Origin of the sequence: Actinomadura sp. NPDC048955 (genome assembly GCF_040649435.1) — a bacterium.
Classification (GTDB): Bacteria; Actinomycetota; Actinomycetes; order Streptosporangiales; family Streptosporangiaceae; genus Spirillospora; species Spirillospora luteofluorescens.
Window position 1 is genome coordinate 62,034 of sequence record NZ_JBEZJI010000024.1, and the last position, 11,510, is coordinate 73,543.

Here is an 11,510-nt window from a genome sequence, read left to right on the forward strand (position 1 = left end):
CTAGGAGAGTCATGCGCGCCATACAGATCACCGAGTTCGGCGGGCCCGAGGTCCTGACCGTCACCGAACTTCCCGAGCCGGCCGCCGGGCCGGGGCACCTGCTCATCGACGTCTCGCGGGCCGGCATCAACTACGCCGACACCCACCAGGCCGAGAACAGCTACCTCTCGGAGTCCACGCTGCCAATGGTGCCGGGCGGCGAGGTCGTGGGCACCACGCCCGACGGCCGCCGCGTCGTCGCGCTCGTCGGCACCGGCGGCTACGCGGAGAAGGCCGTCGCCCCCGAGGCTCTGGCCTGGGACGTCCCGGAAGGGATCGACGACGTCACCGCCCTCGGCATGATCGTCCAGGGCGCGTCGGCGTGGGTGCTGCTGCGCCGCAGCGTCCACCTGGAGCCCGGCGAGTCGGTCGTCGTGCACGCCGCCGCGGGCGGGGTCGGGACGATCGCCGTGCAGCTCGCCAAGGCCTGGGGCGCCGGGCGGGTCATCGCCACCGCCTCCTCCGAGAGCAAGCGGCGGCTCGCCCTCGACCTCGGGGCCGACGTCGCGATCGACGCGGGCGTGCCCGACCTCACCCAGGCGCTCATCGACGCCAACGGGGGCAGGCGCGTCGACACCGTCCTGGAGATGACCGGCGGCACGGTGACCGACCAGAGCCTGCGCGCCCTGGCCCCGTTCGGCCGCCTCGCCTTCTACGGCATGGCGTCGCGCACGGAGCCCTCGCCGGTCCGGCCCGCCACGCTCATGTCGCACTCCACCACGATCTCCGGCATGTGGCTGGCGCACGTCTTCCAGCTCCCGGGCAACGTGATGCGCCAGGCGCTGGACGAGCTGTTCACCCTCGCGGCGGACGGCGGGATCCGCGTCGTCGCCGGCGGCGAGTACGGGCTCAGCGAGGTGCGAAGCGCCCACGAGGACCTGCGCGCCCGCCGCACCACCGGCAAGCTCGTCCTCGACCCGTCGCGCTGAGCCGCCGCCGGCCGGCTAGCCGACGAGGCCGTTCTCGTAGGCGTAGACGACGGCCTGGGTGCGGTCGCGCAGCCCGAGCTTGGTCAGCACGTGCCCGACGTGCGTCTTGACCGTCTGCTCGGCCAGCACCAGCTCGGCGGCGACCTCGGCGTTGGACAGGCCGCGCGCCATGAGCCGCAGCACGTCCAGCTCGCGCGGCGTCAGGCCCGCGGTCGCCTTCGGGCTCGGCCGCTGGTGCCGGCGGCGGCGCGCGAAGTCGCCGATCAGCCGGCGGGTGATGGACGGGGCGAGCAGCGCGTCGCCCGCCGCCACGACCCGCACGCCGTTCACCAGGTCCGCGGCCGAGGCGTCCTTCAGCAGGAACCCGCTGGCCCCCGAGCCGAGCGCCTCGTAGACGTACTCGTCGAGGTCGAAGGTGGTCAGGACGAGCACCTTGGGCCGGGCGTCGGCCGGGTCCGCGTCCGGGTCGGGGGAGCCGGCCAGCTCGGCGGTGGCGGCCAGGCCGTCCATCTCCGGCATCCGGATGTCCATGACGACCACGTCCGGGTCCAGCCGGCGGGCCATCTCCACGGCCTCGCGGCCGTTGCCCGCCTGCCCGATCACCTCGATCCCCGGGTCGGAGGACAGCAGCGCCGCGAGCCCGTCGCGGATCATCACCTGGTCGTCGGCGATCAGCACCCGAATCGTCACGGCACAACCCTAAGGGCAGGCTGATCGGCTCGCCCCGGACTAGTCCGGATCACCGTAGGGCAGTGCGGCGACGACCGCCCAGCCGGCGCCCTCGCGCGGGCCGGCCTCGAGGCTGCCGTCGAGCATCGCGACCCGCTCGCGCATGCCGACCAGGCCGTGGCCGCCGCCGTGCGACTCCTCCGGCGTGCTGCGGGCGCCGTCGTCGGTGACCGACACCGTCAGCTCCTCGGCGCCGTACCGCACCTCGACGTGCACGCGGGAGCCCGGCGCGTACCGGGCGGCGTTGCTCAGCGACTCCTGCACGATCCGGTACGCCGACAGGTCGACCCCGGCGTGCAGGGGGCGCGGCATCCCGACGACGGCGCTCGCGACCGACAGCCCGGCGCGCCGGGCCGCGCCGACCAGGTCGTCCAGCCGCTCCAGGCCGGGCTGCGGGGCGCGCTCGGCGCCCTCGTCGTCGGCGCGCAGCAGCCCGACGACCCGCCGCGTCTCGGTGAGGGCCTCGCGGGCCGCGTCCCGGACGACCTCGAACGTCTGCCGTGCCGCGTCCGGCAGCTCGGGGATCTTGTAGGGGGCGGCCTCCGCCTGCATCGCGATCACCGACATGTGGTGGGCGACGACGTCGTGCAGTTCGCGGGCGATGCGGGCCCGCTCCTCCAGCACCGCCTGCCGGGCGAGGTCGCGCTGGTGCTGCTCCTCGCGCCACCGCAGCTCCTCCACGGCCGAATGGCGCCCGCCGACCGCGTCGCCGAAGGTCAGCGCGACCGCCGCGAGCCCGGCCAGGATCATGCCGAACCAGCCGGGCATCCCGTACAGCACGGCGGGGACCAGGACCCCGGCGATGGTCACCGCGCCGACGCCGACGGTGGTCTGCCGGGCCGCGCCGACGCCGACGAAGAACAGGATGACGATCAGCGCGAGGATCGCCGTCACGGGCCACGGCATGAAGCCCTCGCCGTGCCGGACGACGACCGTCAGCAGCAGCCCGGCCGCCGCGAACCGCCAGGCGGCCAGGGGCCAGCGGGCGGCGAACAGCAGCGGCATCGCCTGCAGCGCGCCGAGGGGCCAGGCCAGCTGGGCGTTGAGCCGGTACTGCGTGACGGAGATGGCGATGGCCCCGGCCGTGAAGCCGAGGGCCATGACCGTCAGGACGAGCAGGATCGGGATGCGCAGCGCGGGATGGGCGGGCAGCAGGGTGACGGCCGGCTCGTCACGGCCGGGCAGGAGGGCGGCGCGGACCCCCGCGGCCAGCCGGGTGCGGCCCGCGGTCGCGGGGCGGTCTGGATCGTTCATTTGGCTGCGAGCCTAGAACGCCCGGCGCCCCGGCGGCCTGACCCCGGGGAGGGAGATCCGATCCAGCCCCTGGGTATCAGCCCTGGGCAGCGCCCGTCCCGGTGCGGAGGGCCGGTAAACAGCTATTTCCGATTGACTTTATAGGGAATCTGGGCCACGCTGGTCCCCGTGCCGATCTCCGGACTTCGCCACGAGCGCCTCCACGTCGACCTGCGCCGCCAGGCCAGCGCGCTGTGTCGCCGCCCGTCCCGCCGAGCGCGACGAGGAATGGCAGCACACCGCTAGGAGAGCGACCGCATGACCGTCACCACGACCGGCCTCACCGTGCCCGCGCCCGAAGGCGCCCCGTTCACCCCCCGGCGCCTCGCCGAGCGGGCGCGCGGGCTCGCCGCCGACCCGGGGGAGTGGCTGCTCCGGGTCCGGCTCGACCCGCGCGGACGCTGGTACGAGCGCGTCCACCAGGACGCCGACCACGAGATCTGGCTGATCAGCTGGCTGCCCGGCCAGTCCACCGGCTTCCACGACCACGGCGACTCCGCGGGCGCGTTCGCGGTCGCCCTCGGGACCCTGGAGGAGCAGCGCGCCAACGCCGCGCACCGGATCGGGACCGCGCGCGGCGTCGGCGCCGGGCAGGCGCACTGCTTCGGGCCCGGGTACGTCCACGACGTGCGCAACACCTCGGAGGCGCCCGCCGTGAGCGTCCACGTCTACTCGCCGCCGCTCAGCGCGATGCGCCGGTACGACGTGGACGCGGGCGGCGGCCTGGTCCGGCTCGCCGACGAGTCCGCCGCCGACTGGTGAGGACCCGCCGCCCCGGGGCGCCGATCTTGCGGTGATCGCCGGGGCGGCGGACACTGCGGGAATGACCGACCTGAGCCATCCGATCTTCGCCCGCCTCTATCCGCGGCTGGACGCCGGCTGCGCCAAGGTGGGCGGCGACGCGTACCGCGCGGAACTGCTGGCCGGGGCGTCCGGCCGCGTGGTGGAGGTGGGCGCCGGCTACGGGGCCAACTTCCCGCACTACCCGCCCGAGGTCACCGAGGTCGTCGCCGTCGAACCCGAGCCGCGGCTGCGCGCCAAGGCCGCCCACGCCGCGAGCCGCGCGCCGGTCCCGATCACGGTGCGCCCCGGCCTCGCCGAGGACCTCGACCTCGACGACGCGTCGTTCGACGTGGCGGTGGCCTCGCTCGTGCTCTGCTCGGTCCGCGACCCCATCCGGGCGCTGGCCGAGCTGCGGCGCGTCCTCAAGCCGGGCGGCGAGCTGCGCTACTACGAGCACGTGCGGGGCAGCACCCCCGGGAAGGTGCGGTTCCAGCGCTACGCCGACCTGCTGTGGCCGTTCTTCGCCGCGGGCTGCCACCTCACCCGCCCGACGAGCGAGTACATCGCCGGCAGCGGCTTCACCGTGCGCGGCGAGCGGCGGTTCGAGTTCCCCGAACCGAGCCGGACCAACCCGGCCTCGCCGCACGTGCTCGGAACCGCCGTCCGCGACTGACCGGACGGCGCCCGCATAAGGTCCGGCTCGCGGGGAAGATCGGGCTCCATGACGGCAGCGGGCAGCGGACCGAGGCAGGCGGACGAGCGCCGCGAGGACGGGGCGCCGCACTCGGCGGTGGTGGCGGCGCTGCTGGCGGGGGCCGCGGCCCTCGGCGGCTTCCTGTTCGGCTACGACTCCTCGGTGATCAACGGGACGGTCGACGCGCTCAAGCAGGAGTTCGGCCTCGGCGGCTTCGCGGTCGGCTTCGTGGTCTCCGCCGCGCTGCTCGGCTGCGCCGCCGGCGCCTGGTTCGCGGGTCCGCTCGGCGACCGGATCGGCCGGGTGCGGGTGATGCTCATCGCCGCCGGGCTGTTCGTGGTCAGCTCGCTCGGCTCCGCGCTCGCCTTCAACGCGGTCGACCTCACCGTCTGGCGGCTGGTCGGCGGCCTCGCCATCGGCGCCGCGTCGGTGATCGCGCCCGCCTACATCGCCGAGATCGCCCCGGCCGAGCTGCGCGGCAGGCTGGGCTCGCTGCAGCAGATGGCGATCGTGCTCGGCATCTTCGCCGCCCTCGTGGTCGACTACGTCATCGCGCGGGTGTCCGACGGCGGCGCGACCGGGACGTTCCCCTGGGGCGGCGGCGCGTGGCGCTGGATGTTCGCCAGCGCCGTCGTCCCGGCCGTGCTGTACGGCGTGATCGCCACCATGATCCCCGAGTCGCCCCGCTACCTGGTCAAGAAGCACGAGACGGCCCGCGCGCGGCAGGTGCTGCGGCGCGTGATGGGCGGCGGCGACGTGGACGTGAAGATCGACGAGATCACCCGGTCCATCGCCGCGGACCGGCCCGTCCGGCTCGGGGACCTGCGCGGCGACCGGTTCGGCCTGATGCCGATCGTGTGGGCCGGGATCCTGCTGTCGGTGTTCCAGCAGTTCGTCGGCATCAACGTGATCTTCTACTACTCCTCCTCGCTGTGGCAGGCCGTCGGGTTCTCCGAGAACGACGCGATGCTCACCTCGGTGATCAACTCGGTCGTCAACGTCGCGTTCACGCTGGTCGCGATCGCGCTCGTCGACAGGATCGGCCGCCGCCCGCTGCTGCTGGCCGGAGCCGCCGGCATGGCGGTCTCCCTCGGCACCCTCACGATCTGCTTCGCGACCGCCCCCGTGGTCGACGGCGCGCCCGACCTCGGCGGCGTCGCCGGTCCCGTGGCGCTCGTCGCGGCCAACGTGTTCGTCGCCTCCTTCGCCGCGACGTGGGGGCCGGTCGTGTGGGTGATGCTCGGCGAGATGTTCAACAACTTCATCCGGGCGTCCGCGCTGGCCGTCGCCGCCGCGGCGCAGTGGCTCGCCAACTGGGTGATCACCACCACGTTCCCCGGCATCTCCGGCTTCTCCCTCGGCCTGGCCTACGGCCTCTACACGCTGTTCTCGATCCTGGCGTTCCTGTTCGTGCTGCGCGCCGTCCCCGAGACCAAGGGACGCGAACTGGAGGACATGGACGACCTCGCCGCCCCGCGGGCCCGCGCGTGAAAGGCCGGGCCGCGCGCCCGCCCATCGGTTACAGTGGAGCCATGCCGCACGCGTTCGCAGAGACGACGACGCCGGGTCACTCCCGGCGCGACGGCGGCATGTCCTGACATTGCACGCGGAAGGGCCCCGGGAGCGATCCCCGGGGCCCTTCCGCCGTCCGGGGACGCCGCGGGCCCTCCGCCGACCGAGAGGAGCGGCCGATGGAACCGGACGCGTCCGGGGGCCACCCCGAGTCGATAGCATCGATCCCCGTTGACCCCGACCCATCATCGCGAGGAGTACCCGTGTCCACCGTGTCCGAGCTGCGCATCACCCTCGACGGGAGCGAGCGGGCGGTGCCGGCGGGCACCACCGCGGGCCAGGCGCTGGAGGCCGACGGCCGCACCGTGGTCGCCGCCCGCGTCAACGGCGAGCTGCGCGACCTCGCCGGCGAACTGAGCGACGGCGACGCCGTCGAGCCGGTCGAGATCGGCTCGGACGACGGCCGGGCGATCATGCGGCACTCCACCGCGCACGTGATGGCGCAGGCCGTCCAGGAGCTGTTCCCCGAGGCCAGGCTCGGCATCGGCCCGCCGGTGGAGAACGGCTTCTACTACGACTTCGACGTCCCCGAGCCGTTCACCCCCGACGACCTCAAGCGCATCGAGAAGCGGATGCGCGAGATCGTCAAGCAGGGGCAGCGGTTCTCCCGGCGCCCCGTCTCCGAGGAGGACGCGCGCGCCGAGCTGTCCGCCGAGCCCTACAAGCTGGAGCTGATCGGCCTCAAGGGGACCGGCCCGGTCGCGGACGCGGCCGACGGCGCCGAGGTCGAGGTGGGCGGCGGCGAGCTGACCATCTACGACAACCTGGACGCCAAGTCCGGCGACCTGCGCTGGAAGGACCTGTGCCGCGGCCCGCACCTGCCGTCCACCCGGGTCATCCCCGCCTTCAAGCTGATGCGCTCGGGCGGCGCCTACTGGCGCGGCAGCGAGAAGAACCCGCAGCTCCAGCGGATCTACGGCACCGCCTGGGAGTCCCGCGAGAAGCAGGACGAGTACCTGAGGTTCCTGGAGGAGGCCGAGAAGCGCGACCACCGCCGCCTCGGCGCCGAGCTCGACCTGTTCTCCTTCCCGAACGAGATCGGCAGCGGCCTCGCCGTCTTCCACCCGAAGGGCGGCGCCGTCCGCAAGGTGATGGAGGACTACTCGCGCCGCCGGCACGAGGAGGAGGGGTACGAGTTCGTCAACACCCCGCACATCACCAAGGGCCACCTGTTCGAGACCTCCGGGCACCTCGGCTGGTACAAGGACGACATGTTCCCCGCCATGGAGGTCGACGGCGGCGACTACTACCTCAAGCCGATGAACTGCCCGATGCACAACCTGATCTTCCGGGCGCGCGGCCGGTCCTACCGGGAGCTGCCGCTGCGCCTGTTCGAGTTCGGGTCGGTGTACCGGTACGAGAAGTCGGGCGTCGTGCACGGCCTCACCCGCGTGCGGGGCATGACCCAGGACGACGCGCACATCTACTGCACCGAGGACCAGATGGGCGAGGAGATCAAGCGCCTCCTCGACTTCGTCCTCGGCCTGCTGCGCGACTACGGCCTGAACGAGTTCTACCTGGAGCTGTCCACCCGCGACGAGTCCGACAAGTTCATCGGCTCGGACGAGATGTGGGAGAAGGCCACCGCCGCCCTCCGCGGCGCCGCCGAGTCCACCGGGCTCGACCTCGTCCCCGACCCGGGCGGCGCGGCGTTCTACGGCCCCAAGATCTCCGTGCAGGCCAAGGACGCGATCGGTCGCACCTGGCAGCTGTCGACCATCCAGGTCGACCCCAACCAGCCCGAGCGCTTCGGCCTGGAGTACCAGGCGGCCGACGGCACCCGGCAGCGGCCCATGATGCTGCACCGGGCCCTGTTCGGGTCGATCGAGCGGTTCTTCGGCGTGCTGCTTGAGCACTACGCGGGCGCGATGCCGCCGTGGCTGGCGCCGGTGCAGGCGGTCGGCATCCCGATCGGCGACGGCCACGTCCCGCACCTGGAGAAGGTCGCCGCGCGGCTGCGCGAGCACGGCCTGCGCGTCGAGGTGGACGCCTCCTCCGACCGGATGCAGAAGAAGATCCGCAACGCGCAGAAGCAGAAGGTCCCGTACATGCTGCTCGCGGGCGACGACGACGTCGCCAAGGACGCGGTGTCGTTCCGGTACCGCAGCGGCGAGCAGAAGAACGGCGTCCCGATCGACGAGGCGGTCGAGGAGATCGTCGAGGCCGTGCTGACCCGCGTGCAGGTCTGAGCCCGGCCGGGTCGCGCCCGCCCCGGGCGAGCGCGGCCCGCCGGAGGCGCCCGCCCGGAGTTGGTAGCCTCATCGATCACGTGCGAGGACCGGGGAGACAGCGGAGATGAAGTCCAGGAGGCCGGGGCGGCGCAAGCGGTCGCTCTGGCTCCGGATCGCCGGCTACACCGGCACCCTGGGGCTCGTCGCGGCCGCCGTCATCGTGCTGCTCATGCCCCTGATGGACGACGGCACGAAGGGCGCCGCCGGCGCCCGGGGGCCGGCGAGCCCGTCCGCGCCGGACGGTCGGACGGACCTCCCCGGAGGGGGCGGCCTGCCCGTGACCCCGACCAATCCCGCCCCGCAGCAGAACGGGAGCGGCCAGCCCTACCCGGGCGGCGGGGGCGACGGGGCCGGCGGCCAGGGCGGCGGACCGCAGATCCCTCCCCAGAACGGCTCGAGCGGCGTCGGCGCCTGCCCGAAGGGGACGGCCTACTACCGGGCCACCCCCACGGGAGTGGACGTCGTCATCGCGGTCTCCGTCAGCGGCGCGATCCGGGCGGAGCTCTCACTGCGGGGGCGGGAGCCCACCGCCCAGCAGCGGACCGTGCGCAGCGGCGGGCCGCAGACGTTCCACTTCACCGGCGTCGCGCCGCAGCTGGTCGAGCGCGTCAAGGTCACCACCATCTCGGTGGGGGGCGGCATGCAGAACTGCTACGCCCGCGCCGCCTGACGGACGTCCTCGACCGACACGTTGACGGCGGCGACCCGCGTCCCCAGCATCAGGGCCGCCACCCGCGCCACGTTCGCCTTCACCTTCACCGCCACATCCTTGATCACCATGCCGTACTCGACGGCGATGGCGACGTCCAGCGTGACCTCGTCGTCGTTCCGCACGACGCGCACGCCCGTCGCGGCGGGCTCGTCCCGGACGGTGAGGCCGGCGACGCCCTCGACCTCCAGCGCGGCGAACGCCGCGATCTTCCCGATCACCGCGTCGCCGATCGTGATGCGGCCGTCCACCGGCGCGCTCAGGTCGCCCGACGAGCCGTGCATCGTCATCGGCACCGCGTTCGGCCCCGACGACAGCACGCCCCGCGGGGGAGGGACCGGCTGCTGCGCCGCGGGTGCGAGCGGCGCCGACAGCGGAGCCCCTTGCGGGGTTCCCTGCGGCATTCCCGGGAGCGGCGCACCCTGGGACGGCATGCTCGGGGACGGCATGCTCGGGGACGGGACGCTCGGGGACGGCATGCCAGGGGAGATCGGGCCCTGCGACGGGGCGGCGGGGGGAGGATCCGTCTCCGGGAGGCCGGCGGGCGCCCCGGGGAACCGCGGCCCGGGCCCGGCCCCCGGCCCCTGCTCGGCGTTCCCGGTCTGGCGCTTGTCGAGCCCGGTCATGATCGCTCCCTGCGGTTCGGTCGGGTGACCATGGTGTCGGAGCGACGCGCGGAACGTCACGCAGGCACCGGATCGCGGGCGCGTCCGAAGACGGCGCCGACGGGCCATGCTAGGGGATCCCGGCTACAGCCCCGAGGGCACCGCTCTCTATGCTGCTGGTCAGGCCGTGAACAAAAGGAGACCGCCGTCTTGACCGCAGAGCCGGAGGAGTCCGTGGTGCAGCAGGGGCGCGAGGACGCGCCCGGGGCCGGCGCCGGGAACGAGCGCACGCCCCGCTTCGAGGAGGAGAGGGGCGGCGCCGGCACGCCCGACAACTTCCAGCGGCTCTGGACTCCGCACCGGATGGCCTACATCAAGGGCGAGAACAAGCCCACGGGCGCGGGGTCGGGCGACGGCTGCCCGTTCTGCGAGATCCCGAAGATGACCGACGAGGAGGGGCTCATCGTGGCCCGCGGGTCGTCGGTGTTCGCGGTGCTGAACCTCTACCCCTACAACTCCGGGCACCTGATGGTCGTCCCGTACCGGCACGTCGCCGACTACGCCGACCTCGAAGAGCCGGAGTACGCGGAGCTGGCGACGTTCACGCAGCGGTCCCTGACGGCGTTGCGCAAGGCGAGCGGCGCGCAGGGCTTCAACGTCGGCATGAACCTCGGTCTCGTCGCCGGCGCGGGCATCGCGGCCCACCTGCACCAGCACGTCGTCCCGCGCTGGGGCGGCGACACGAACTTCATGCCGGTCGTCGGGCAGACCAAGGTGCTGCCGCAGCTGCTGCGCGACACCCGCCGGATGCTCGCCGACGCCTGGCCGCACGACGCCTGACTCTCCGGCGCCTGACCGTCCGCCGCCCGGCCGGGCGGGCCGCCGGCCCTAGGCGGGAGGCACGGCGCGCCGCAGGCCCCCGTCGCCCGGCGCGCGGGGCGGGGCCTGCGAGACGCTCATCAGCTCCGAGACCGTGACGAACTCGTAGCCCTTGGCGCGCAGGCCGCGGATCATCGGGACGAGGTTGCGCAGCGCGACCAGGCGGTCGTGGTGGCCGGTGTCATGGGCGAGCAGGATCGTGCCGGGCCCGGTGTTGCCGACGATGTAGTCCACCAGCGCCGGCGGGTCGTCCTCGTAGGTCTTCTCCAGCATCTTGATCGACCACAGCGCGATGTCGTACTCGAACCGGCACGCGGCGCTCAGCGTAGTCCCGCCCAGATGGCCGAACGGGGGCCGCAGGAACCGGGGCTCCTTGCCGACGATCCGCCCGATGGCGTTGTGGGCGCGCCGCAGCTGCTCCAGGGCCCGCTCGTCGGAGAGGCGCGACAGGTCCTGGTGCTGCCAGGTGTGGTTGCCGGCCTCGTGCCGGTCCATCCGCCCGTGCACGAGCCGGGCGTGCCGGACGAGCCGCTCCCCGACGAGGAAGAACGTGGCCTTGACCCGCTCGGCGTCCAGGATGTCGTGCACCATGGGCGTCCAGTTGGGCATCGGCCCGTCGTCGAAGGTGAGGGCGACGAGCTTCTGGGCGGTGTCGACGCCCCAGACCACGTCCACATGCGCGTTCCCGGGCCGCCACGGACCGGCGATGGGGACCGCCATCGCCGACGAGGGCGCGTTCCCCGAACCGACCACGGCGCCGACCGTCTCCGCCCCCGCGCCCAGCGTGACCGCTCCGGCGGCCGCCAGACCGAACCCCTTGATGAACGCCCGGCGTCCGGGGGCGGCCGGACGCCGGGGGTCGTCCACGTTTTCCATTGTGCGACCACGATGCCACCGCGGACCCGGCCTGATCATCGGCCCTGCGGCCGAATCGCGGGTCACCCTGCGGGATGAGCCCGGCTCCCCCCGAGGTCGCGTCCGCGGGCGCTCGGCGTCACCGCGGCGGAGGGGGCGGGGCCCGGCACGCGCCGGGCCCCGTCCGCGGGC

General features: G+C 73.7%; 12 protein-coding genes. 8 read left to right on the forward strand and 4 right to left on the reverse strand.

The window, feature by feature from the left end; all coding sequences use genetic code 11:
- Window positions 1–11: 11 nt before the first annotated feature.
- A complete protein-coding gene (locus AB0C84_RS22955) occupies window positions 12–968 on the forward strand; it encodes an NADPH:quinone oxidoreductase family protein (protein WP_179848460.1) in 957 nt (318 codons plus the stop codon).
- A gap of 15 nt (window positions 969–983) precedes the next feature.
- On the opposite strand, the gene AB0C84_RS22960 is transcribed toward AB0C84_RS22955, so the two are convergent.
- Entirely contained in the window at window positions 984–1,658 is a 675-nt protein-coding gene (locus AB0C84_RS22960) for a response regulator transcription factor (RefSeq protein WP_179848461.1), read from the reverse strand.
- A gap of 39 nt (window positions 1,659–1,697) precedes the next feature.
- A complete protein-coding gene (locus tag AB0C84_RS22965) occupies window positions 1,698–2,951 on the reverse strand; it encodes a sensor histidine kinase (RefSeq protein WP_361069705.1) in 1,254 nt (417 codons plus the stop codon).
- 168 nt (window positions 2,952–3,119) lie between these two features.
- On the opposite strand from AB0C84_RS22965, the gene AB0C84_RS22970 reads away from it, so the two are divergent.
- The 6 genes from AB0C84_RS22970 to AB0C84_RS22995 all read left to right on the forward strand — a co-directional run bounded on the left by AB0C84_RS22970 (window position 3,120) and on the right by AB0C84_RS22995 (window position 8,940).
- Complete coding sequence (locus AB0C84_RS22970) at window positions 3,120–3,236, forward strand: putative leader peptide (RefSeq protein ID WP_361069708.1); 117 nt, start codon at window positions 3,120–3,122, stop codon at window positions 3,234–3,236.
- A 12-nt stretch (window positions 3,237–3,248) separates the two neighbouring features.
- Window positions 3,249–3,752 carry a cysteine dioxygenase family protein gene (locus tag AB0C84_RS22975; RefSeq protein ID WP_361069711.1) on the forward strand — a complete coding sequence of 168 codons (504 nt, stop codon included), beginning with the start codon at window positions 3,249–3,251 and terminating at the stop codon, window positions 3,750–3,752.
- Window positions 3,753–3,813: 61 nt separating this feature from the next.
- Window positions 3,814–4,446 (forward strand): class I SAM-dependent methyltransferase, encoded by a 633-nt coding sequence (locus AB0C84_RS22980; RefSeq protein ID WP_361069714.1) that lies wholly within the window; start codon window positions 3,814–3,816, stop codon window positions 4,444–4,446.
- A gap of 48 nt (window positions 4,447–4,494) precedes the next feature.
- Entirely contained in the window at window positions 4,495–5,958 is a 1,464-nt protein-coding gene (locus tag AB0C84_RS22985) for a sugar porter family MFS transporter (protein ID WP_361069717.1), read from the forward strand.
- A gap of 284 nt (window positions 5,959–6,242) precedes the next feature.
- Window positions 6,243–8,228: a threonine--tRNA ligase gene (gene thrS, locus AB0C84_RS22990; protein ID WP_361069720.1), complete on the forward strand. Its 1,986-nt coding sequence runs from the start codon at window positions 6,243–6,245 to the stop codon at window positions 8,226–8,228.
- 106 nt (window positions 8,229–8,334) lie between these two features.
- Complete coding sequence (locus AB0C84_RS22995) at window positions 8,335–8,940, forward strand: hypothetical protein (protein WP_361069723.1); 606 nt, start codon at window positions 8,335–8,337, stop codon at window positions 8,938–8,940.
- Here AB0C84_RS22995 and AB0C84_RS23000 read toward each other — a convergent pair.
- Window positions 8,922–9,605, reverse strand: coding sequence for an Asp23/Gls24 family envelope stress response protein (locus AB0C84_RS23000; protein ID WP_361069726.1), 684 nt, complete (start codon window positions 9,603–9,605; stop codon window positions 8,922–8,924). The two genes, AB0C84_RS22995 and AB0C84_RS23000, sit on opposite strands and share 19 nt — an antisense overlap.
- A gap of 189 nt (window positions 9,606–9,794) precedes the next feature.
- Between AB0C84_RS23000 and AB0C84_RS23005 the strand changes: the two genes are divergently transcribed.
- Window positions 9,795–10,424, forward strand: coding sequence for an HIT domain-containing protein (locus tag AB0C84_RS23005; protein WP_258943313.1), 630 nt, complete (start codon window positions 9,795–9,797; stop codon window positions 10,422–10,424).
- Window positions 10,425–10,472: 48 nt separating this feature from the next.
- Here the strand turns inward: AB0C84_RS23005 and AB0C84_RS23010 are convergent, their stop codons facing one another.
- Window positions 10,473–11,330, reverse strand: coding sequence for a polysaccharide deacetylase family protein (locus AB0C84_RS23010; RefSeq protein WP_361069730.1), 858 nt, complete (start codon window positions 11,328–11,330; stop codon window positions 10,473–10,475).
- Window positions 11,331–11,510: the final 180 nt, after the last annotated feature.

Coding starts and splice junctions, on each gene's coding strand:
- AB0C84_RS22965 (WP_361069705.1), bottom strand. CDS start 2,951: ATGAACGATCCAGACCGCCCCGCGACCGCGGGCCGCACCCGGCTGGCC.
- AB0C84_RS22975 (WP_361069711.1), top strand. CDS start 3,249: ATGACCGTCACCACGACCGGCCTCACCGTGCCCGCGCCCGAAGGCGCC.
- AB0C84_RS22985 (WP_361069717.1), top strand. CDS start 4,495: ATGACGGCAGCGGGCAGCGGACCGAGGCAGGCGGACGAGCGCCGCGAG.
- AB0C84_RS22995 (WP_361069723.1), top strand. CDS start 8,335: ATGAAGTCCAGGAGGCCGGGGCGGCGCAAGCGGTCGCTCTGGCTCCGG.
- AB0C84_RS22955 (WP_179848460.1), top strand. CDS start 12: ATGCGCGCCATACAGATCACCGAGTTCGGCGGGCCCGAGGTCCTGACC.
- AB0C84_RS22980 (WP_361069714.1), top strand. CDS start 3,814: ATGACCGACCTGAGCCATCCGATCTTCGCCCGCCTCTATCCGCGGCTG.
- AB0C84_RS23000 (WP_361069726.1), bottom strand. CDS start 9,605: ATGACCGGGCTCGACAAGCGCCAGACCGGGAACGCCGAGCAGGGGCCG.